Origin of the sequence: Caballeronia sp. INML2, assembly GCF_023631365.1 — a bacterium.
Classification (GTDB): domain Bacteria; phylum Pseudomonadota; class Gammaproteobacteria; order Burkholderiales; family Burkholderiaceae; genus Caballeronia; species Caballeronia turbans.
In genome coordinates this window covers 65,941-87,042 of record NZ_JALQDH010000080.1, presented here as the reverse complement: position 1 = coordinate 87,042, position 21,102 = coordinate 65,941, and the positions used below count along the sequence as shown (strand labels likewise).

The following is a 21,102-nucleotide window of genomic DNA, read 5'->3' as shown; positions in this document are numbered from 1 at the left end:
CTCCTCTCAGATGATGCCGCGCGTACGCCATGCGTCGCGGGTCGCCCGATCGATGCCGATGCGTTCGAGCACCGCATCCGTGTGCTGTCCGAGCGTCGGGGCTTGCGAGTCGATCGTGCCGGGCGTCGCGCTCAGCTTCGGGACGATGCCCGGCACCTGCACGGGCGTGCCGTCGTGAAGCTGCGCATCGAGGATCATGTCGCGCGCGCGATAGTGCGGATCGCTCGCGATATCGGCGACGTCATAGATCTTGCCGGCGGGGATGCGCGCTTCGTTGAGCGCCGCGAGCACGTCGTCGAGCGGCCGACGATTCGCCCATTCGGCGATGGCGGCATCGATGCGCTCGACCTGCTTCACGCGGCCATCGTTCTGTGCGAGCGCGGGATCCTCAGCGAGATCGCGGCGGCCGATCAAATCCATCAGGCGACGGAAGATGCTGTCGCCGTTGCCCGCGATCAGCGCGTACTTGCCATCCGCGCAGCGATACGCGTTCGACGGCGCGATGCCCGGCAGACTGCTGCCCGCGGGCTGACGCACCGCGCCGAACGCGGAGAACTCGGGCACGAGGCTTTCCATCATGTTGAAGACGGATTCGTACAGCGCGACGTCGATCATCTGTCCTTCGCCGCCGTTCTGATCGCGATGACGCAGCGCGAGCAGGATACCGATCACGCCATGCAGTGCCGACAGTGAATCGCCGATGGACACGCCCACGCGCACCGGCGTGCGGCCCGGTTCGCCACTGAGATGACGCAAGCCGCCCATCGCTTCGGCGACGACACCGAAGCCCGGCCGGTCGCGATACGGTCCCGTCTGTCCGTAGCCGGAGACACGCAGCATCACGAGACGGGGATTGAGCGCGTGCAGTTCGTCCCAGCCGAGACCCCACGTTTCGAGCGTGCCGGGGCGAAAATTTTCGATGAGGACATCGCTTTCGGCGATGAGTTCGCGCGCAACGTCCTGGCCTTCGGGCGAGCGAAGATCGAGCGTCAGCGATTCTTTGTTGCGCGACTGCGCCGCCCACCACACCGACGTGCCTTCATGAAGCAGGCGCCATTTGCGCAGCGGATCGCCCGTGCCGGGCGGTTCGATCTTGATGACCTGCGCGCCGAATTCGGCGAGCATCTTTCCAGCGAAGGGACCGGCGATGAGCTGTCCCATTTCGAGCACGCGTATGCCTGCGAGCGGCTTCGTCACGGTTGTCTCCTATGAAGCGTCGTTGTACCGATGCTTCACTGTGCGACAAAGCGGCCGCGCTGATAATCAATGAATTTTCAAGGACCCTTTCCGTTTCGGAAAGGCGGCGGATACCTTGTCACGCTTGAGCTTGCGCGGACATGAAGGCGAACAGACGCGCGGCTTCGGGCGAAAGCGCGTCGCGCGAGCGAGTGCCGATCCAGAGCGTGCGATCGGCCCAGTCATCGAGGAGGCGCACGGGGCGAAGGCCCGCCGCAAGAATCTCGGTGCGCACCGCCGCTTCAGGCAACACGCCGATGCCGAGTCCTTGCTCGATCATCCGGCAGATGCCGTCGAAACTGCTGACCTGAATGCGAACCTTGAGCGTGCGCTCGGCGCTGAACGCGGCATCGAGCAGACGCGCAAGCAGGGAGCTGCCTTCGTTGAGACCGACATACTCGTAATCGAGCGTATCGACGAATGCAACCGCTTCGTGCGATGCAAGCGGATGATCGTTCGGCACCAGCAGCACGAGCTTGTCCTGGCGATACACCGCCTTGTCGATATTCGGCGCCGGCACGTTGTCCGCGAAGATGCCGATGTCTGCATCACCGTTCGTGACGGCCGCGACGATTTCGCCGCTCAGGCGCTCTTCCAGCGAAATCTTCACGCTCGGGTTGTCGGCGAGAAAGACGCGGACGTCGCGCGGAAGGAACTGCACGATCGCCGATGTATTCGCCCACATGCGCACATGGCCGCGCACGCCGACGGCATAGTCGCTCATCTCGTTGGCCATGCGGTTCACGCGCTCGACCACCTGGCGCGCATGCGCCAGCAGACCCTTTCCGGCGGCGGTGAGTTCGACGCCGCGCGGCTGGCGCAACAGCAGCGTGCAGCCGGTGCTGCGCTCGAGGTCGGCGATGCGCTTGCTGACCGCCGACAGCGTCATGCTCGTGCGGTCGGCGGCGCGCGTGAGACTGCCGAGCTCGGCGACGACGATGAAAAGCCGCAGTGAGTGCAGATCGTAGTGAAAGTAGCTCGTCATGATGTGACTTCACGGGAGGCGTGCCGTGCCGTTATGAAACGTCGGTCCGATGCGCGTCGCAGGAGACGATCGCGGCAAATTCCATCATTGACGATGGAACATCAAAAAAGTGCAACGCACATGCCGACGCCCGTACTCAGGAGCACCACAGCGAGCGGCGGTAATCTGAGTTTGAGCGTGATGCCGAGAGCGATAGCCCAGAAAACAACGTCGGCCAGCGAGCGCACCGTGGTGGTCCATAACGGATCATAAAGCGCATGCGCAAGCAGCCCGACCACCGCCGCATTGATCCCGGCGAGCGGCCCCCGCATGGCGGTGTGCCGGCTCGCTGCTTCCCAGAAAGGGAGCGCGCCGGCGACGAGCAATAGCCCGGGAAGAAAGATGGCGATCGTCGCGATCGCCGCGCCGCCCCACGATTGCGGTACGCCGATGCTCCATCCGAGAAACGTTGCAAACGTGAAGAGCGGCCCCGGCAACGCTTGTGCTGCAGCATAGCCGCCGAGAAAGAGGTTCGTGCCGATCCAGCCCGAGTCGACTGTCGCCGCTTTCAGCAACGGAAGCACGACATGACCGCCGCCAAACACCAGCGCGCCGGAACGAAAGAAAGCATCGAATAAGCGAATGCCTTGAAGTCGCGTGACGTCGGCGACGACCGGAAGGACGATCAATAAGACTGCAAAGGTGATCAGACAAGCGTATGCCGCGACACGCGAGAATGGCACGCAAAAGATGCTCGCGGAGTCGATCGATGCGGCTTCGGTTTCAGACGCGATCGAAGGTCGCAAGAGCAGCGATCCGAGAAACGCGCCTCCGAGGAGCACCATCCATTGGCTCCATGCCAGAGGCGATATGAAAAGACATGCTCCGGCGAGCAGAGCGATGGCGGCATGTCGCACTCCGGGGCACAAGCGCCGCGCCATGTCGAGCAGCGCTTGAGTCACGATCACTACGGCAGCCAGCTTCAGGCCGTGAACGAGCGCGTCTCCGAGCGTGTTATGAAAAGCGAAGGGTGCTGCGATCGCGACGGCGACCATCGCGACGACAGAGGGCAGTGTGAAGCCGCACCATGCCATGAATCCGCCCAACCAGCCGGCCCTGAGCAATCCAATCGAGAATCCCACCTGGCTGCTTGCCGGGCCGGGCAAGATCTGACACAAAGCGACGAGTTGAGCGAATTGCGCATCATTCAGCCATTGCCGACGCGTGACGAATTCATGGCGAAAATAGCCGATATGAGCGGTAGGACCGCCGAAAGACGTCAAGCCAAGTTTCAGGAAGGCGAGAAAGACCGATCGCGCAGCGCGCGAGTCAAAGGATTTCGGCTTCGCTCGTAGCATCTTTTCATTCTTCTGTTGCGACCGTGGAAGCGTGCATTATGACCTATGAGTGCAGCGGTCTTGTCGCGTCTTTGCAATCGCAGTGCTTTGGGCCAGGAGCGGAAACATTTAACCCAAATCAAATGACGACCGCCTCCCGATCTTTAACCTGTACCTTCAAAGCAAGCATTTGCGAGTCGATGCAATGGGAAAGATCATTGGATTAGTCGGCGTCGTCGTGTTGATAGTTATCGTCGTTGCTGTCCTCGTCGTTCAGTGCACGATTTGGCGAAACGCCGATTAGAGAGAATCGACGGGATTCGCCAAGGCGTGTCGCTGACAGCAACATATTTGCTCAATGCGACAGAAGAACAGGAAGCGTCGATACCTGCAGGAGATTGTTGGTCACACCGCCCAGCACCCTTTCGAGTCCACGCGAATGCGCATAGGCGCCCGCGACGAGCATGTCCGCATGCACACGGTTCGCTTTGTCTATCAACGTCATCCCTGTGCTTTCGCCGCTCACGCGAGGCGTCGAGGAGAAACTCGCGCGAATGCCTTGACGATCCAGATAAGCGGAAATCTCGATACCTGCGGGCGCTTGTATGTCTCTATGGCGCTCGACGGTCATGATCTCGACGAATCGGGCACGACGCAAGATGGGCAGCGCATCGGCGACTGCGCGCGCGGCTTCGCGGCTGCCGTCCCACGCTATGACCACGTTCTCGCCGATAGTCGCAAAGTCGCCCGTTCGCGGCACGAGCAGCACCGGGCGTCCCGCGCCGATCACGACGTCCTCGACGAAATGCCGCGCAACGAACGCATCGGGATCGTCAGGATCATCCTGTCCGAGCAGGATCACGTCGGCATGGCGGCCATGTAACGTGGCGGCATCGAGTATGGAGCCTGCCGGCGCACGCCACTCTGCGTTGATACCGGCCAGTTCGGCAGCGCGCTCGAATGCTTCGCGCGCCCGGTCGAGCGAGGTTCGGCGCTGTTGTTCGTATCCCTTGCGTTGCAGGGGCTCTGCCGGCTCGAAAAGGTGATGAACGAGGTCCTGACAAACCAGATAGAGACCGATGACATGCGCATCGAAACGGCGGGCGATGTCCAATGCATACCGGGTCCGCACATCGCAACGCCGGCTGTTATCCAGATGGACGAGAATGGTTTTCCAGTTCATGACGTCGTCTCCTCGAGTGCCGTCGTGCCATAGGGTCTTTCGTGCGATCTCGCGGGCACGAGCAGGACCGGGCACGACGCGATACGGACATCAGTGAGACATCAATACCGGCACGGTCATCGACGCGAGGAAGGTTCGCGTGGCGCCGCCGAGCACGAGTTCCTGCCAGCGCGCATGTCCATAGCCACCCATGACCACCAGGTCCGCATTCAGATCGGCAGCGCGGGAAAGCAGCATTTCACCCGCGGATGCGTTCGGAGTAACGCCGCCCGATGAGACTTCGGCCTTGATGCCATGCCGCGCGACGCAGGCCGCGATGTCCGCGCCCGGAATGCGGTCGTCGCCTGCTTCCCGCCGCGGTGTATCGACGCTCACGATCGAGACACGCTCGGCCGTCTTCAGAAAGGGCAGGGCGTCATGCACGGCGCGGGTCGCTTCGCGGCTGCCGTCCCAGGCGATCATCGGATGTTTTCCGACCGAGGCGAAGAAGCCCGTGTACGGGACAAGCAGGACCGGTCGGCCCGAGGTGAGGATGGTGGTCTCCGGAAAGTGGTCGCCGACGTAAGACTCCGGATCGGCCGGATCGTCCTGGCTGACGACGATGAGATCCGCGCAGCGCGCAAAACGGGGAACGGAATCGTTCGCTCGTTGCTGTGTTTCGATCCATTCACCCGACACGCCCGCGCGCTTGATTTCCGCATGAAACAGCCGCTCGATCGCACCGCGCTGTTCGCGCCGCCTGGCCGCGTGTTGCTCGTAGTACTCGGCGGTACCCGCCATGATGTTGAAGGCGCGCGGGTCGGGCTCGAACACCGCAAAGAGGCCGATGACATGCGCGCCGAAGCGCTTGGCTAGCTGCAACGCGGTTTCCAGTCTGGGATGCGCGCGCACGCTGGTGTCCAGGTGCACGAGAATGGTCTTGTAGCTCATCGGATGGCTCCTCGAGTCGAATTGCGGTGCATGAGTGCACATGCCCGCGTGTTCTTCACTGGCACCCAGTTTATGGAGGCGGCTCGACGGCGCGGTTGACTCAGGTCAACGGCGCCGCGCTTTATCGAAGGGCCGGTCTGGATTGACTCAGGTCAATCGGCAACACCATGACGGGGATACAGTGGCCTCGTCAGATCGTCATCATCGAAATGTCATGAATGAGTCGCGGAGAATGCAGATGTCCAAAGTGCTCGTAGTTTGCTTTTCTCGCAGCGGCACAACGCGTGCCATAGGTGCGGCATTAGCGGAGCGGCTGCACGCCGACTTCGAGGTCATCACGGAACCGGTCGATCGCTCGGGGCCGTTGGGCTATTTGCGCTCTCTCGCCGATGCCGTGTTCACGCGAAGTGTGCATATCAAGGCATCGCGCCGCGATGTGGCGAATTACGACGTGGTCGTTGTCGGGACGCCGGTATGGGCGGGTACGATCAGCGCGCCGGTACGCGCATGGCTCGCTATCCACCGGCGCAAGCTGCCGCATGTGGCCTTTTTCTGCACGCAGCACATGCGAGGCGACGCCAAGGTTTTTCGCGAGATGACGAAACTCGCCGGCAAGCAGCCGGTCGCGCGTTGCGCCCTTACAGCCCGGCTGGATGCACAGGCGAAACAGCGCTTCATCGAGATTTTCGTGGATCGTATCGAGCGCACGCTGGCGCGAATCGACAATCTCGAATGGGCCGTGTAAGCGGTTAATAGGAAATCGGAGATATCAATGTACCGGAACATCATGGTCGCACTCGACGGAAGCGAACCGTCGCAACGTGCATTGGACGAAGCGATCCGTTGTGGAAAGGGCTCGCAAGCGCGAGTGCGCGCAGTTTTCGTCGCGGATGCGGCGGCGCTGTCGTCATATCCGGTGCGTCATCGCAACGAGGTATTCAGCAACGCGCGCCGCATGCTCGACGGCGCGCGGGAGCGCGTTCATGCGGCGGGTCTCGAATGCGAGACACAACTGCTGGAAACCGAAAACACAACGGACACGGTTGCGCGATGCCTTCAGCGCTTCGCGACGCAAACGCAAGTCGACATGGTTGTCATGGGCACGCACGGCCACACCGGTATTCGGCGGCTGGTCCTCGGCAGCGTCGCGGAAGCATTCTTGCGACATTCGACTTGTCCGGTGCTTTTGATCCGATCACTCGCTCAGGCGTGACGCAAAGCTTGCTGAGACCCTGCTGGGCTACGGGATGCTGTCGCGCACGTTTGCGAGTATCGATGACAGGCCGGCATCGTCGATGAAAAGCTTTGAAGCGGAGCACGAAATGAGGAAGCAGTGCATGGGGACAGTATTGCTTCTGGGACTGGCGGCATGCGCATCCGATGCACGCTGGAACCAGTTTCGGCAGACCGAGCCCACCCTCGTGGAGGCGCGGGAGTTTGCAACGATCGACTGCTCGGGAAGCGACGAATGTGCGCAACGTTGGGACCGCACGCGCCAGTACGTCGCGCGCTATTCAGCCACTCGCATACGTCATGCGGATGCGGCTGCGATCGAAACGGGCCGGCCGCTCGAAGCCGGCGTGGTGTATCTGTGGGCTACGCGTACGCCGGCGGCACCGGGCAGCGGGCGCGCGCGCATCAGCTTGAAAGGCATGTGCCGCGGCATGTATGGCATGGACGGCGGCCCCGGCTGGCTCTGCGCGCAATGCGCCAGTCAGATTCGCAGCATCGAGATGAATTTCCGGGGCTTCGTCCTGGCGCCGGCTGAAGGCTGCGCGGACGATGCTGCGTGATCGAGCATCACTTGACATGAGTCAATTCGGTTACGCATTGGAAGCGGACGATGAGTGGACGTCGCAACGTGCGAAGAACGCCGGATCCGTCGGGGAAACCGGCAAGGACAAAGTTCGGTGGGGGAGGAAGATCATGGGGCTCGGCATGCAAATCGCCTATCAGGGCTTTGTCGGTAGTAACGACGTCGAACGCGCAGCCGGTGTCGAGCTCGTGCGACTCGAGCGCGCCGCGAAAGACATCGCGAACTGCCATCTGACGATCGAAGCGTATCGGGATCAGTCTGGAGACCGCCGCTATGATGCGCGGCTCGATCTCGTGACGCGTGATTTCGATCTTATTCCAGTTGAACACGCCTCGGACCAGGATGTCGGCGCGGCGATTCATCAGGCATTCGACAACGCGATGCGCTGTCTTCAACACATGCGCTTTTCGTCGAACTGAGGCGTTCGGCTCACGTTGCGAATGGGCCGGGACCGCGTGTCTGTGCGCTTCCTTCACCCAGGACGTCGGGCTCGTCGGAAAAGATCTCGTGTTCAGCAAGCGTAGTTTCGCTGTCGACGCACTGGATGTGCCAATACCCTGCGTTCGGGGCACGAGGCGCGTTTGAGTCGCCGCAGGCGAAGACTACGGCTCGTCCGCGCTCGCACGTCACAAGTTCCGGGGCGCTGGACACTGCTTCCCGTGCCGCGAGCACCAGGCCCTCGAGCATGGCGACAGGAGCAGAAGCGTCGGGACCGCGCAGCAGGGTGCCGCCCGGCGTGAGCTCCCACGTTCCCCATGATGGCAGCTCGATGCGGTCATGCGCTTCCCGCGACCAGCGTCCGCGTTCCTTATCGAGCCATAGCACCGCAAACGCCGATTCGGCTTCCCGATTAAAGGCGTCGAGCTTGATGGTGATTCGCATAACGGTCTCCTGCGAAGTGGTCAATGACGCAATACCCACTCGACTAACGTATGGGCGTCTTCAGGCGAGAGCGGGCCGCCACGCTCCGCGGGCGAGGGCATGGCCATGTTTCCCCAATGCGCACGACCGCCGACGCGCAGTTTGTGTTCGAGCATGATGTGCGCGCGTGGGTCGTCGCGGTAGCGGTTGGCGATCTCCTGAAACGACGGAGCGAGGAAAGGCGCATCGTTGGTGTGGCAGAACATGCAATGCTGCTGGTCGATGAGTGCGCTCGGTTCGGGCTGGGCGAGCGCGCGCGATGCGATGAGCAGCAGTGCGGCAAGAAGCGCACCCAGTGCGACATGTCGGGCGTGAACGCGCGGGCCATCGGATCGCGCGCGATGACCGAGAGAACGGTGAGTGTGCATGATCGGTGAGAGAAGTGTTCACACATTGATCATGCGGGTGCTTCTCTCGCGGGCGTTGATCTGAGTCAACGCCGGTCATGGGTCGAACGCAAACACTGAGTGGTGTACGAGCCGACATCCGCGAGGAAGCGCGATCATGAACATCAGCTTTCCAATCCAGGCGCCCGCGTATCTCGGCGATGAGCCCGCGCTCATGTTCTGGGCGCTCGTGGACGACACGCGCATTGAATGCACCATATCGGCGGAAGCGCTCCAGGATCATTTCGGCGCAGCGTCCTCGCGCGAGGACGACCTCCAACGCGCGTTCGAGATGAACCGCGCCGTCATAGAAGGGGCAGCAGAACAATTGCTGACCAGCGTCGGCTGCAGACCGGTCGTGCTTCGCAGCGGATACTTCCGGTTCAGCAGTGGAGGCGCTGCTGCGGGCACGCATCGGACGCGCCCGGTCAGGTGACGGTTTCAGTGTGCGGCCGACATTCCGCCAGGCGTGCAGACACAGATCCGCCGCTCACACCCTTTCGAGCCCTGCCTGATCGAGTATCCGCACCTCCTTGCCGCGCGCATCGACCACGCCGGCCTTTTGCAGTTTGGAGAACATGCGGCTCACCGTCTCCAGCTTGAGACCCAGATAGCTGCCGAGCTCCTCGCGTGTCATGCGCAACAGAAACTGTGCGGGGGAATAGCCGCGCGCCTTCATGCGCGTCGAGATGTTGAGCAGGAAAGCCGCGACGCGTTGCTCGGCCGTCATCGTGCCGAGGAGCATCATGAGGTTGGATTCGCGCACGATCTCGCTGCTCATCAGTCGATGCACGTGATGCTGGATCGTCTTGACCTCGCGGCAAAGCAGTTCGAGCAAGTCGAAGGGGATGATGCAGACGACGCTGTCTTCGAGCGCGATCGCGTCGCACCCGTGGTGATCCGAGCTGACTCCGTCGAGCCCGAGCGCGTCACCTGCCAGGTGAAAGCCCGTGACTTGCTCGTTGCCGTCACGATGCATGACGACGGTTTTGAAGCAGCCGCTACGCACGGCGTAGACGCTCTGAAAGGCATCCCCGGATCGATAGAGCGTCTCACCGCGCCGCACGGTCCGGGTCGAGCAGATGATCGCGTCGAGCCGCTCGTATTCATCCGACGAGAGACCGCTCGGCATACACACGTGCTGCATCGAGCAGGTCGAACAGCGCGCACCCTTGCGTGTTTCCGAGCTATCCGCGATCTGGAAAGTGCGGCGCGGTGCTGGCGCTTCGGATTGTCGGAGGATGGATCGGCCTTCGCTCACTGGGAACATGGTGTGTCTCCTGTCGAACCGGGGTTCGCGCGCGCGAGGCGGATGCCGGGGAAGTCGGCGTCTCGATGCGCGGCGGATGATTCCATGCGTCGAATTATTGGCCGCGCGGTCTCGAAATTAAATCGGCGGCGCCGGAAAGTTCGGTAGGGATTTCGGCAGGCGTGTAAGGAAATCCTGACGAGCGAACGCTTACGCGTCGTCGTTATCGTCGTCGAAAAGCTTGTGGCGCACGGCATAGCGCACGAGGGCGGCCTCGTGCGGCATCTGCATTTTCTCGAGAATGCGCGCCTTGTATGTGCTGATGGTCTTCGCGCTCACGGACAGCGCCTCGCCGATCTGGTTGATGGACTCGCCCGCGCAAAGCCGCTGAAACACCTCGAACTCCCGGTCCGACAGGCGTTGATGGGGCAGCGCGTCGGCGGGCTCGGTCAGGCTTTGCGCGAGGCGCTCGGCCATCGAGAGGCTCACGTACACGCCGCCCGCGGCGACCTTGGTGACGGCAGCCAGTAATTCCGCGCTCGCGCTTTCCTTCGTCAGATATCCCGACGCACCGCCCTTGAATGCCCGGGCGGCGTATTGCTGTTCGGCATGCATGGTGAGTACGAGAATGCGTAGCGCGGGCTTTTCATCCTTGATCTGCTTGAGGAGGTCGATGCCGCTGCGGCCCGGCATGGACAGATCGAGCACCAGCACCTGCGCCGGCGTCGAGCGCACCAGCGCGAGTGTGCTCGCCGCGTCGCAGGCTTCACCGGCCACTTCGAAACCACTCGCGTTGGCGAGAATGTGGCGCAGGCCGTCGCGCACCATCGCGTGATCGTCCGCAATCAGCACTCTTGTAGTCATGGTTGCGATTCCCTCTCCGCCACCGCTTCGCGTGGCAGGACGACTGTCAGCACGAAGCCGCACTCGGGCGTCGAATCGATGAACACGCGCCCGCCCAGTGCATGCGCGCGTTCACGCACCCCGATCAAGCCGAACGATTTGCCGTTCGCGGCCGGCAAGGACGAGGCGCCGATGCCGTCGTCGCCCACGCGCAGCACGCAGTTGGCAGCATCGGCGTTGAGCGACAGTTCGACGCGGCTCGCGCGGGCATGTCGCACGATATTCGCAAACGCCTCCTCTATGATACGGAAGACCGCGGTTGCGGCATCCGCGTTGAACGCGAGATCGCCGGTATCGAGATTGTGCCTCACGTCGATGCCGTGGCGCCGGATGAAATCATCGACAAGCCAGTCGATGGCAGCCGATAACCCCAGGTCGTCCAGCATGACGGGCCGCTGATCCGATGCGATGCGTCTGAGCGAGGCGATGTTGCGGTCGATAAGCCCAACCATGTGCTGAAACTGAGCGGCAACGTCTTCATTCAGCAGTGTGTGCGCGCCAAGCTGTGCGTGCAGCGCGAATATATTCATTTTGAGCGCGCTCAGCGTTTGCCCGAGATCATCGTGCAAGTCGCGTGCGACGCGGCTCTTTTCCTGCTCGCGTACTTGCTGGAGATTGGCCGAGAGCGCGCGCAATTCTTCGCGCGAACGCTGAAGCTCGGCCTCGGCCTTCACGCGCTCGGTGACATCGCGAAGAATCACGGTGAACAGCTTGCCGTCGTCATCTTCGACCTGCGATATCGATGCCTCGATGGGAAACTCCTCGCCGTCGGCGCGCAGGCCGTATAGCACGCGCTGCGGGCCCATCTGACGATCCGATACCCCCGTGCTTCCGAAGTGCCGGACCTGGTGCTCATGCATCGACCGGTAACGCTCAGGGATGAAGCGCGACAGCGGCCCGCCGATCGCGTCGCTCGCCGCGCACCGGAACACGCGTTCGGCCATGGGATTGAACAGGACAATACGTTGCGTCGAATCGACTGTGATGATGGCGTCCGTCGTAGACCGGATGATGCCGTCGAGCCGCGTGTGGCTCACGGTTGTCGAACCGGCGCTCGCCCGCCTGACGCGTTGCGTGGAAAGCAGAAGGATGGCGCTCGCAAGCAGCAGGGCGCAGATCGCGGCGGCCGCCAGCAGCCACGCCCGTGCTGCGACAGACAGCGTACAAATCGAAGGCAGGTATTGAACGCCGATCCAGCACACGCCGAAGAGTGTCGCTCCCGCCAGGAGTGCTTGCCCGGTTGCTTCGCGCGACGAGGCTCGTCGAACGTGCTGGCCGTTCGCTTGCGCGGGACTTCGACCTTCGTTTTCGCTCATACGCTTCGGCGGTCCGTGCTTGCGTGTCGTGAAGCTGCGCAGTAAGGGAAGTGCGAATTAATTATAGGGTCGACGCGCGCGCCGCCGGGATCAGTCGGCAGTTTCTGCGGTTTGCTCCCGGCGTTGCGCGTCCTCTTCGGCCTCGCGTCCCGGCACGAGCATCACGGGACAATGTGCAATTCGCATGAAACGCTCGGCGACGCTGCCCAGCACCAGGCGCCGCCACCCGCGCCGGCCATGCGTACCCATGACGACGAGGTCGGCGCCGAAATCCTCGGCACAGCGCAGGATGCGTTGCGCGATGTCATCGCCCGTCAGCTCGACTTCGCTGATGCGCGGCGTGCCTTTCACGCCTTCGCGCGCCATGCGCTCGACGGCTTGCGCGCCGAGGCGCCGGCCCTCTTCGAGAAGCGCTTCGCGCATGTCGGGATAGAAGGTCGCGGCGGCGTCATACGCGATCGGCTGCAAATCGACGACATAGAGCGGCTGCAGCTCGGCGCCGTTGGCTCGCGCGATTTTGATGGCTTCATCGAAGGCGTGCGCGGAAGTGACGCTACCGTCGATCGGCGCGAGTATGCGGGTGTACATGGCGGGCTCCTCGAAAGGTGAAAGAGGTGCGGTTCAGTGGGACATGAGCACGGGTATCGTCATCGCGCAGCACCGTCCGGTGTCCTTCCAGAGGACCACTTCCTGCTCGTCGGTTCGATCCGGTTGCCGGCGCTTCCACTGTGCGCCGACCTGCATGCGGAGATTCTGCGGATCGTGGAGCAGATTTCCGTTGACTCAAATCAAACGATGGCATCGCGAAAACAGATGCGTCATTCATTGACCTGGCTCAAGGCCGCGCTGCGCGCTGCGCTTAGCATCGGCGTGTCGGGCTCGCTGCAGGCAACGGAATGATTGAAGCGCCCGATGCTTCTACGCCGGAACGATAAAACGGGCGCGGCATGACAACTGATATTCGCTTTATCCAAGGGAGAACCGCCATGTCGCTCAAGGGATCCATAGACGATGCCGATTGGACCGTCACCTGCTGCACGGAGCAAACGCCGCGAGGTGTCGAATGTTCGATCAGCGTCGAGCAGCGCAACGTGGAGGGTGGCCGCTTCATGCATCGCTTCAGGCACGCGAGCACCTTCGATAACGAACGTGAAGCCGTAATTGCCGGGCTGCGCGAAGGCATGGCGTGGATTCGTCTAAAGGCCACCCATACGATCAACGTCTAGCCGGATTCGATTCGATGCAGCCAGTGGTCGCTCGGTGGATAACCTCGAATTCAACTGAATGCCTTGCATTGTCGCGCCATTGGAGGCGCCATCTTTTAGACATGACCGGCTGGGTACGCGCGTCAGGCGAGGGCGATTCGACACGAGTCAATGAAACATGCCGAACGCGATACGCCGCATTGGCTTGATCTGCGTCAGGCGTCGTGTCATAGCGAGCGGTAGGCGGTACGAATCGAATCCGCGGGCCGCGCCGGGAGGTAAGTTATGGAAGCAGACAAGGACACGCCGGCGCGCGCTGGCGGCTTCAGGCGCGTCGTTCTTTGCGTCGATTCCTCCGACGCGTCTCGCTGCGCCGCCGCTTTTGCGCGGCATTTCTTACGGCCTGACACCCAACTCACGATTGCCGCTGTGGCACTCGACCCGCATCTGCTCGCACCCCACGCGGCGCTCGCCGGGCTTGATTTCGGCGCTGCGCACAAAGAGCTGGTGGAAGATGCGAAATGCGCGATTGCCGAGTCGAGCAGTGCGCTCGCGGGCGCGACCGCCTCCGTGCGAGCACGGGTGATCGATCTCGCGAAAGAGGGCGGCGATGTTGCGCATGCGCTCGCAAGAGCCGCACAGGCAGAGCACGCGGATCTCATGATCCTGGGTACCCGGCAACATCACGGTCTCGTGAGGTGGCTCGATCCGTCCGTGACAGACAGGCTGAGCCAGCTTGCACCTTGCGCGATGATCGCGGTGCCTGCGGGTTACGACGCCGCGCGCGACGCTGGCATTCATCGGATTCTGTTCGCGGTCGATGGCAGTCCGACGTCGCTCGCGGCGGTGAACCTCGGTGCTGCGCTTGCGACGCCTGACACGCAGATACGTGTGGTCTATGTCGTCGATCGCGCGGTACGTTACAGCGATTTCGTACCCGTGACCGCGCTAGAGGACGCATTCGTCAAGGAAGGCGAGTCGGCGATCGCAGCGGCGGCAGGGCGGCTGGAATCTGCGCCCAACGTCACACGCTCGCACGTGTCGGTCGATCTGATCAGCACGGACATCAGCGCCGACGATGTCTCTCATGCGCTGCTGCGCGAAGCCGAACGCTGGAACGCCGATCTCATCGTGTTGGGGACGCACGGCAGACGTGGCGTGATGCGAGCGTTCGTTGGCAGCGTCGCCAACCGGGTGGCGAGCCTCGCGAAGATTCCCTCGATGCTGGTTCGCGACCAGCACGATCGAGTTGCAAGCAGTTGATGCATGTCAACGGCGTGCAGAGCGCGCGCGGTATCGTGAACCACGCACGCGAGAAAGTGCGTGATGGATGTGTCGAAAGACGACTTTCCCTCATGTTCCGATCACTTAGCCGCCTGGAGATGAAGATGCAAGCACGCGACGTAATGACTACCTCTGTCGTTTCCGTGACGCCCGATACGACGGTGCACGAACTGGCGATGTTGCTGACGAAGCACCGTATCAGCGCCGCACCTGTCGTCGATCAGGAACAGCATGTCGTCGGCATGATCAGCGAGGGCGACCTGCTCCATCGCGAGGAGATCGATACCGAGAAGACGCCGTCTCGCCGGTCCTGGTGGCTCGAGATGCTGGGCTCGGATCGCGGCGCGGAAGACTACATCAGGTCGCACGCGCGCAAGGTGGGCGAGATCATGAGTCGCGACCCCATCTGTGTCAGCGAGGACGCATCGCTCACCGAGATTGCTTCGGTGCTCGAGAGCCATCACATCAAGCGCGTGCCTGTGTTGCGCGAAGGGCGCGTCGTGGGCATCGTGAGCCGTTCGAATCTCGTGCAGGCGCTGGCTTCCGCGTTCGTTGAGCCGCGGGCTCCCGCGACGAGCGATGCGGAAATCCGCGCAATGCTCATGGGCGAGCTCGCCGGACGCGGCTGGGCGTTCCCGGGGCGCAATATCGTCGTGCGCGATGGCGTGGTGCATCTGTGGGGCACCGTCTGGTCGAGCGATCAACTGGATGCCATGCGCATCGCGTCGGAGAGCATTCCGGGCGTCAAGCGGGTGGAGGATCACACCATCCCGTACCCGATCATGCCGGGCATCTGAGCTTGCGTGGGCACGGCGTCATCGCGCGCCGTGCGATTGGCTACGAGCCGAGGAGTGCATCCATGATTCAGGAATTAACGCTCGACGCACCGGTATGTTGCGAGGGCGGCTGCGTCCAATTCACCGGCAGTCTGGACGGAAGACAGCAGACCTTCCGCGTCGAGGGCGACGTGTTTCGCGAGTTGTTGCAGGTCAGGCATCTCGACGAAGCAAGCATGAAGAATCTCTTCATGGCCGACCCGGAGCACTTTCTGTTCGTCGCGGCCCGCAAGCTCGGCGAGCTGGGTCCGAGCAACGCGCCCATTCACTTGACGCTTGCCGATCTGCTTCGTTGAAGGCGACGGGTCCGCCGGGTCAGCACGACATCAGGACCGGAAGCTCGGCTTCGCGGAGCACGGCCCGCGTGAAGCCGCCAAGGAGTGTTTCGCGCACGCGGCCATGGTGAAATGCGCCCATGACGAGCAGTCGCGCGCTCTGCGATTTCAGATAGGAGGTCAATGCCTCCTCGACATGTGCGCCCCGCGGGACGGAGAGTTCGATGACGTTCGCGCGAACCGCGTGCCGGATCAGGCTTCGCGCGAGGTCCGACGCGGCGCGCCCGTCGCCGAGCGGCGGGTCTCGGTCAGTGCGGATAGATACGATGTCCACGCGCCTCGCCCTTGAGAGCAACGGCAGTGCATCGTAAGCGGCGCGCGCGGCTTCCCGGCTGCCGTCCCATGCGATGACCGCCGTCGCACCGAGCGGGCTCGGCGAGTTCTTGCAGGGCCAAACCAGTACCGGGCCGCCCGCACCCATGATCGTGCTTTCGGGAAAGCGGTCGGCGAGATAGGCGTCGGGCTCGTTTGGATCATGTTGTCCGACGATGGTGAGATCGGCACAGCGCGCATGATCGATGACCGAAGATCCTCCGGTCATTTCGCTTGCCCGCCAGTCGTGCTCCACTTTGGTCGACGCGAGGCGCACGCGGAACATGTGCTCGGCGCGCTCGCGCCGCTCGCGGCATAGATCCGCAAGCGGCACCTCGTAACGGTGTTGGCGATCCGCCTGGTAGTAGAAGCGCGGATCGAGCGTGAATTCGGAGTACACGCCGTACAGATGGGCATCGAAGCGTTCGGCGAGCGCGACTGCGGCGTCGAGCCGGTGCTTCGCGTGCGTGCCCGTATCGAGTTGCACGACGATCGTCTTGAAGGTCATGAGAGCCTCACAATCTGCTGTGCGGGTCATGATGTCGTCCGCTTCATTGGCTCAGCACCCACTGAACGAGCTTGTGTGCGTCTTCCCTCGAAAGGGGGCCGCCGCCTCGCCCGGCTGCGGAGGGCATCGCCATGTTTCCCCAGTGCGCCTCGCCGCCCTGGCGCAGTTTTTTTTCCAGCATGTCGCTTGCGCCGGGCACGTCGCGGTAGCGGTCGGCAATCTGCTGGAACGAGGGCGCGCGGAAAGCCGTGTCGACCTTATGGCAAAACATGCAGCGCTGCGCGTCGACGAGCCCGGAAGGTTCCGGCGTCGTGAACGCGAGGCAGGGGCCGCACACACTCACGCATACGAACGCGCCGAGCGTCCGGGTCACGTGAGAGCGGGCGTGCCGAACCGGGCGGCGCCGATCCGCCTCTGGCTCACGCAATGACGCGATCGCAGGCTCGAACATCGTGCTCACGCGTTCTGATGTGCTTCAGCGACAGCGGGCACCGCATTGGCGATCAGACGATAGAGGCTCGCCAGGCTCTCGCCTTCGAAAGTCGCCTCGCCGAACGGGTCCAGACGGCGCTCGACGGCCGCATCGAGGCATGCCCAGTCGGCTTCAGTCAGAAAACGTTCGGCGGCGGGAATGATGACCGTCTCCTCGACGCGCCTGTGGTTCGCGCAAAAGTCGACGTATTGCTCCATCAGCGTGCGCAGACCAAGCAGCACGGCTTCGCCCTTCAACTCGAAACGGGTGAGCGCGTGCTCGAGATTGCGCAGGCGCACGTCGCCTTCGATATGCTCGCATTGCAGTTCGTCCAGCACGTCGTCGAAGTCGTCCGTGCGGCTTCTTAGCGCAGCGAAGAGGAAGCGGTCTTCCATCGGGTGATGGAACTGTTCCGGATACTCGCGGATGTAGTAAAGCATTGCGCGCAGCACGATGGGATCGGGCGGAGAGCCGCCCTCGCCGAGCATGCGGACGAAGTCGAGCATGGCCTCGGTGACGGAGGCAAGCCGCTTATGATCGAGACGGATCACGTGTAGTGCGGCGCGTTCGGTTGTGTCGTTCATAGTGGCTCCAGTGCGACCATTCATGGGCTTTGATGAGCGTGCGCGAAGTGTCCGACCGTCTGCGCCAGCAAGGGGCTCGACCCGACCGGCAGCTTCAGATTGGCCGCGAGCGCCGTGCGGTTCATCCAGCCACGAGCACCCACGGCCAGCCCCACCGAAGCGCAATACAGATAGACGTTCTGCACGATCGCGCCGGCGCTTGCATACGCGAAGCTCTCGCGCTGGCGGGCGGGCACGTCCTGCATGCGGTTCAGATCGGCGACATAGACGAGATCGACGGGCGCATGCGAGAGGAAGTCCTGGTATCCCGTCGTTGCGCGCAGATCGAACGGCGCGGCGAGCAGGAGGCGGTGTGCGTCCGGGTCATACCGATACGAGCCCGTGGCAAGCAGCACGTAGATATCGATCTCATAGCCGCCGAGCGCGGACGGCGCCGTACGGCCGCCCTCCGCGTCGCGGTTGATGCCATTGGCGGCCCACAGCAGCTCGCCGAGCACTTCGAGATTGATGGCTTCATCCGAGAATTCCCGTGAGGTCCGGCGCGCGGCGAGCGCATCCAGCAAGGGCATGCCGCCGAAGCGCAGCGGCCGGGGAAGAACGATGACGGCGTTCGGCGCCGTGTCGAGCGGACGCGGTGCCGGTGCATTCAGCACGGCGCCGATGCGAAAGAGCGGTCTGACCATGATTGCATGCTCGCCGATGAAAGCATCCGATGAGAGGGAGTTCACTGATTCTTTCACCTCGCGTGACATCGCGATTGATCTGGATCAGTCCGCATGCGCCTGACGGTACCGCTACGCTCGAACGCGCTCCCACTCTCGCTTGACTCATATCAACGAATTGCCTGCGCTCAGGCTTATGCTGGCCCGAATCCAACGGACCGATCATGCAGACCCATTGGCCGTCGAAACTTCGGCGAGGCTCGATGAACTCACCCGGCGCATCGAACGCGAGTCGATGGCACGCCTGCCGCTCTTTGAAGAGAAGCACCGCACTCGAACCCTCCTGTCGACGAGAGCAAGCGTCGAATGTCATGTCGAGCAGATCGTCCTCACTTCACTTTTACGTCGTCGGTGTTGTTGCGCTCGGGCTTGCGGCCGGAGCGGGCCTGTTCACGGCGGGGCGGATCGCCATCGCGCACGCGCTCTGGCTTGCGTGCGTGGCGCCATCGTTCGCGATCTTGTGCTTATCGACCGCACAAAAGTTGCGTCGGCGCGAGGCGGGCGTCGATGTCCTCGCGCTGCTCTCGATGGGCGTCGCTGCTCTTACCGGCGAATATTTCACCGCGGCAGTCATCTCGCTGATGGTGGCAGGCGGAAGGGCGCTCGAAGCGTTCGGGCAGGCGCGTGCGGGCGCCGAGATGACGGCGTTGCTCACGCTTGCGCCGAACTATGGGCACCGGTACGAAGCGGGAGAATGGCGTCAGGTCGATCCGGAGGCGATTCGCACGGGAGACCGCTTGCTCGTCCGGTCCGGAGAGCGGGTGCCGGTCGACGGCACGCTCAAACAGGAAGCGGAACTCGATGAGTCGGCGCTTACCGGCGAGGCGGCCATACGGCCGCGAGGCGCCGGCGAGCTCATTCAAAGCGGCGTGTTGAACGCGGGCGCACCGTTCGAAATGATCGCGACAGCGGCGGCGCGTGACAGCACGTTCTCCGGCATCATCCGTATGGTCGAAGCGGCGCAACAGGCGCGCAGTCCGACCGCGCGTCTCGCGGATCGATACGCGATATTCTTCGTTCCGCTCACGATCGTCGTCGCGGGCGCATGCTGGATCTTGACCGGCGACTTGATCCGCGCGCTGGCCGTTCTGGTCGTCGCGACGCCTTGCCCGCTGTTACTCGCCGTGCCCATTGCGATCGTTTCGGGTATGTCCGCTTGCGCCAGGCGCGGCGTACTGGTCAAGAGCGGCGACGCCATTGAACGTCTGGCGCGAGCACAGATCCTCTTCTTCGACAAGACTGGCACGCTGACGAGCGGACGCGCCCGGCTCGTCTCGATCGAGAGCAGTCCCGGCATCGAACCCGAACTCGTGTTGCAACTGGCCGCTTCGCTGGCGCAGGCGTCGGCACATGTCGTGGCAGAAGCGCTCACGGTGGCGGCACGCGAGCGCGGCCTCTCGCTCGTTGCGCCGTCGCAGGTCACCGAGTGTCCAGGAGCGGGCGTGATCGGCACAGTCGATGGCAAGGTCGTGGTCATCGGTTCATTCGCGCATGCAGTCGCCCGGGCGCAAGCTGCGCCGTGGAGCGCTGCGGTCCTGCGCCATCTCGGTCATGAAGGCGGTTCGGCCGTCTTTGTGGACGTGGACGGCGTGATGGTCGGCGCACTCAGGCTCGCCGATCCCATCCGGCTGGATACGCCCCGTGCATTGCGCTTGCTCAGACGCGCAGGCATCAGGCGAATCGCCATGCTGACGGGCGACCGGAAGGATGTCGCGGACTGCATCGGCGCGAGTCTGGGCGTCGACGAAGTCCATGCCGAACAGACGCCCGGCGACAAGCTCTCTTTGATCCGTTCTGCCCGTGCGGAGGGTGTGGTCGTCATGGTCGGCGACGGCGTCAACGATGCGCCCGCGCTCGCGGCCGCCGATATCGGCGTAGCAATGGGCGCGCGGGGTGCCGCGGCCTCCGCGCAGGCTGCTGACATCGTGCTGCTGACCGATCGGCTCGACCGCCTCGTGGAGGGCCTGGAAATCGCCAGACGATGCCAGCACATCGCCGTACAAAGTGCGGCGACGGGCATGGGATTGTCGATCGCTGCCATGATCGTGGCAGCGATCGGTTACCTGAGTCCACCGTACGGCGCTGTGTTGCAGGAAGTGATAGACATCGCCGTGATCGCAAACGCGCTTCGTGTCCTGCACATGAAGTCCAGGTCGCGCCAGCATGCGCTGCCGCGAGGCGATGCGGAGCGCCTGCGAGCCGCCCACCTCGGACTCGAACCGGTATTGGGTGAAATCAGGCGTCTCGCTGAAGGATTGCCTGGGCTTCCGAGGCAAGCAGTCTCGGCGGAGCTGGAAAGAATCAACGAACTCCTGGTGCGTGTTCTGCTGGCGCACGAGAAGGAGGACGATATCCGTCTGTATCCAGACCTCGCCAGGCGGCTCGGCGGTGAAGACCCCATGGCGGCGATGGCCGGCACTCACGCGGAGATCTTTCGCACTGTTCACGTGTTACGGCGCATAGCGGCCGATCTTCCGGCAGACGGACCGGACGAACGGTGCGTACGAGAGTTGCAGCGACTGCTGTACGTCCTCGATGCCGTCGTCCGCCTGCACTGCGCGCAGGAGGACGAGCTTTTTCATGCACTCGATGACAGCGCCTGA

The 21,102-nt window shown here is 63.1% G+C and carries 26 protein-coding genes; 11 read left to right on the top strand and 15 right to left on the bottom strand.

From position 1 onward, the window contains the following. Window positions 1–6 precede the first annotated feature (6 nt). The 5 genes from NCT32_RS27855 to NCT32_RS27835 form a co-directional block, all read right to left on the bottom strand. Complete coding sequence (locus NCT32_RS27855) at window positions 7–1,197, bottom strand: CoA transferase (protein ID WP_250490706.1); 1,191 nt, start codon at window positions 1,195–1,197, stop codon at window positions 7–9. A gap of 118 nt (window positions 1,198–1,315) precedes the next feature. Beyond that, window positions 1,316–2,221, bottom strand: coding sequence for a LysR family transcriptional regulator (locus NCT32_RS27850; protein WP_250490705.1), 906 nt, complete (start codon window positions 2,219–2,221; stop codon window positions 1,316–1,318). 101 nt (window positions 2,222–2,322) lie between these two features. Further along, on the bottom strand, window positions 2,323–3,558 hold the full coding sequence (gene chrA / locus NCT32_RS27845; protein WP_250490704.1) for a chromate efflux transporter: 1,236 nt from the start codon (window positions 3,556–3,558) through the stop codon (window positions 2,323–2,325). Between the two features lie 334 nt (window positions 3,559–3,892). Then, window positions 3,893–4,720: a universal stress protein gene (locus NCT32_RS27840; protein ID WP_250490703.1), complete on the bottom strand. Its 828-nt coding sequence runs from the start codon at window positions 4,718–4,720 to the stop codon at window positions 3,893–3,895. A 90-nt stretch (window positions 4,721–4,810) separates the two neighbouring features. Then, the gene (locus NCT32_RS27835) at window positions 4,811–5,650 is read right to left on the bottom strand and encodes a universal stress protein (protein ID WP_250490702.1); all 840 of its coding nucleotides are present in this window, start codon (window positions 5,648–5,650) and stop codon (window positions 4,811–4,813) included. Window positions 5,651–5,792: 142 nt separating this feature from the next. Between NCT32_RS27835 and NCT32_RS27830 the strand changes: the two genes are divergently transcribed. The 4 genes from NCT32_RS27830 to NCT32_RS27815 are packed head-to-tail and all read left to right on the top strand — an operon-like array spanning window position 5,793 to window position 7,885. Further along, window positions 5,793–6,395, top strand: a complete 603-nt coding sequence (locus NCT32_RS27830; RefSeq protein WP_250490701.1) for an NAD(P)H-dependent oxidoreductase — start codon at window positions 5,793–5,795, stop codon at window positions 6,393–6,395. Between the two features lie 27 nt (window positions 6,396–6,422). Next, window positions 6,423–6,863 (top strand): universal stress protein, encoded by a 441-nt coding sequence (locus tag NCT32_RS27825; protein WP_250490700.1) that lies wholly within the window; start codon window positions 6,423–6,425, stop codon window positions 6,861–6,863. 34 nt (window positions 6,864–6,897) lie between these two features. Continuing rightward, entirely contained in the window at window positions 6,898–7,443 is a 546-nt protein-coding gene (locus NCT32_RS27820) for a hypothetical protein (protein WP_250490699.1), read from the top strand. Window positions 7,444–7,459: 16 nt separating this feature from the next. Beyond that, window positions 7,460–7,885, top strand: a complete 426-nt coding sequence (locus NCT32_RS27815) for a hypothetical protein (RefSeq protein ID WP_250490698.1) — start codon at window positions 7,460–7,462, stop codon at window positions 7,883–7,885. Window positions 7,886–7,895: 10 nt separating this feature from the next. On the opposite strand, the gene NCT32_RS27810 is transcribed toward NCT32_RS27815, so the two are convergent. Both NCT32_RS27810 and NCT32_RS27805 read right to left on the bottom strand, forming a co-directional pair. Beyond that, window positions 7,896–8,348 carry a DUF3564 family protein gene (locus tag NCT32_RS27810; RefSeq protein WP_250490697.1) on the bottom strand — a complete coding sequence of 151 codons (453 nt, stop codon included), beginning with the start codon at window positions 8,346–8,348 and terminating at the stop codon, window positions 7,896–7,898. 20 nt (window positions 8,349–8,368) lie between these two features. Further along, complete coding sequence (locus NCT32_RS27805; RefSeq protein WP_311768198.1) at window positions 8,369–8,755, bottom strand: c-type cytochrome; 387 nt, start codon at window positions 8,753–8,755, stop codon at window positions 8,369–8,371. A gap of 136 nt (window positions 8,756–8,891) precedes the next feature. Here NCT32_RS27805 and NCT32_RS27800 point away from each other — a divergent pair, with 136 nt between their 5' ends. Next, window positions 8,892–9,209 carry a DUF1488 domain-containing protein gene (locus NCT32_RS27800; protein WP_061120898.1) on the top strand — a complete coding sequence of 106 codons (318 nt, stop codon included), beginning with the start codon at window positions 8,892–8,894 and terminating at the stop codon, window positions 9,207–9,209. 54 nt (window positions 9,210–9,263) lie between these two features. On the opposite strand, the gene fnr is transcribed toward NCT32_RS27800, so the two are convergent. The 4 genes from fnr to NCT32_RS27780 form a co-directional block, all read right to left on the bottom strand. After that, window positions 9,264–10,043 carry a fumarate/nitrate reduction transcriptional regulator Fnr gene (gene fnr / locus NCT32_RS27795; protein ID WP_250490696.1) on the bottom strand — a complete coding sequence of 260 codons (780 nt, stop codon included), beginning with the start codon at window positions 10,041–10,043 and terminating at the stop codon, window positions 9,264–9,266. 189 nt (window positions 10,044–10,232) lie between these two features. Further along, window positions 10,233–10,886, bottom strand: coding sequence for a response regulator transcription factor (locus NCT32_RS27790; RefSeq protein ID WP_250490695.1), 654 nt, complete (start codon window positions 10,884–10,886; stop codon window positions 10,233–10,235). Continuing rightward, window positions 10,883–12,241 (bottom strand): PAS domain-containing sensor histidine kinase, encoded by a 1,359-nt coding sequence (locus NCT32_RS27785; protein ID WP_250490694.1) that lies wholly within the window; start codon window positions 12,239–12,241, stop codon window positions 10,883–10,885. The genes NCT32_RS27790 and NCT32_RS27785 overlap by 4 nt, the downstream gene beginning before the upstream one ends. A 90-nt stretch (window positions 12,242–12,331) precedes the next feature. Continuing rightward, the gene (locus NCT32_RS27780; RefSeq protein WP_250490693.1) at window positions 12,332–12,829 is read right to left on the bottom strand and encodes a universal stress protein; all 498 of its coding nucleotides are present in this window, start codon (window positions 12,827–12,829) and stop codon (window positions 12,332–12,334) included. A 36-nt stretch (window positions 12,830–12,865) separates the two neighbouring features. Here NCT32_RS27780 and NCT32_RS27775 point away from each other — a divergent pair, with 36 nt between their 5' ends. The 5 genes from NCT32_RS27775 to NCT32_RS27755 all read left to right on the top strand — a co-directional run bounded on the left by NCT32_RS27775 (window position 12,866) and on the right by NCT32_RS27755 (window position 15,862). After that, window positions 12,866–13,141 carry a hypothetical protein gene (locus tag NCT32_RS27775; RefSeq protein WP_250490692.1) on the top strand — a complete coding sequence of 92 codons (276 nt, stop codon included), beginning with the start codon at window positions 12,866–12,868 and terminating at the stop codon, window positions 13,139–13,141. A 47-nt stretch (window positions 13,142–13,188) separates the two neighbouring features. After that, window positions 13,189–13,467, top strand: coding sequence for a UDP-glucose 4-epimerase (locus NCT32_RS27770; protein ID WP_250490691.1), 279 nt, complete (start codon window positions 13,189–13,191; stop codon window positions 13,465–13,467). A gap of 264 nt (window positions 13,468–13,731) precedes the next feature. After that, window positions 13,732–14,709 carry a universal stress protein gene (locus tag NCT32_RS27765; protein ID WP_250490690.1) on the top strand — a complete coding sequence of 326 codons (978 nt, stop codon included), beginning with the start codon at window positions 13,732–13,734 and terminating at the stop codon, window positions 14,707–14,709. A gap of 125 nt (window positions 14,710–14,834) precedes the next feature. Continuing rightward, window positions 14,835–15,527, top strand: coding sequence for a CBS domain-containing protein (locus NCT32_RS27760; RefSeq protein ID WP_250490689.1), 693 nt, complete (start codon window positions 14,835–14,837; stop codon window positions 15,525–15,527). A 62-nt stretch (window positions 15,528–15,589) separates the two neighbouring features. Continuing rightward, a complete protein-coding gene (locus NCT32_RS27755; RefSeq protein WP_250490688.1) occupies window positions 15,590–15,862 on the top strand; it encodes a hypothetical protein in 273 nt (90 codons plus the stop codon). 19 nt (window positions 15,863–15,881) lie between these two features. Here the strand turns inward: NCT32_RS27755 and NCT32_RS27750 are convergent, their stop codons facing one another. From NCT32_RS27750 to NCT32_RS27735, 4 genes are all read right to left on the bottom strand, one after another. Next, on the bottom strand, window positions 15,882–16,721 hold the full coding sequence (locus tag NCT32_RS27750; protein ID WP_250490687.1) for a universal stress protein: 840 nt from the start codon (window positions 16,719–16,721) through the stop codon (window positions 15,882–15,884). A 43-nt stretch (window positions 16,722–16,764) separates the two neighbouring features. After that, window positions 16,765–17,064: a c-type cytochrome gene (locus NCT32_RS27745; protein ID WP_409241546.1), complete on the bottom strand. Its 300-nt coding sequence runs from the start codon at window positions 17,062–17,064 to the stop codon at window positions 16,765–16,767. A gap of 113 nt (window positions 17,065–17,177) precedes the next feature. Beyond that, window positions 17,178–17,777: a hemerythrin domain-containing protein gene (locus NCT32_RS27740; RefSeq protein ID WP_250490686.1), complete on the bottom strand. Its 600-nt coding sequence runs from the start codon at window positions 17,775–17,777 to the stop codon at window positions 17,178–17,180. A gap of 20 nt (window positions 17,778–17,797) precedes the next feature. After that, complete coding sequence (locus NCT32_RS27735; protein WP_250490733.1) at window positions 17,798–18,460, bottom strand: nitroreductase family protein; 663 nt, start codon at window positions 18,458–18,460, stop codon at window positions 17,798–17,800. A gap of 350 nt (window positions 18,461–18,810) precedes the next feature. Between NCT32_RS27735 and NCT32_RS27730 the strand changes: the two genes are divergently transcribed. Next, window positions 18,811–21,102, top strand: a complete 2,292-nt coding sequence (locus NCT32_RS27730) for a heavy metal translocating P-type ATPase (RefSeq protein ID WP_250490685.1) — start codon at window positions 18,811–18,813, stop codon at window positions 21,100–21,102.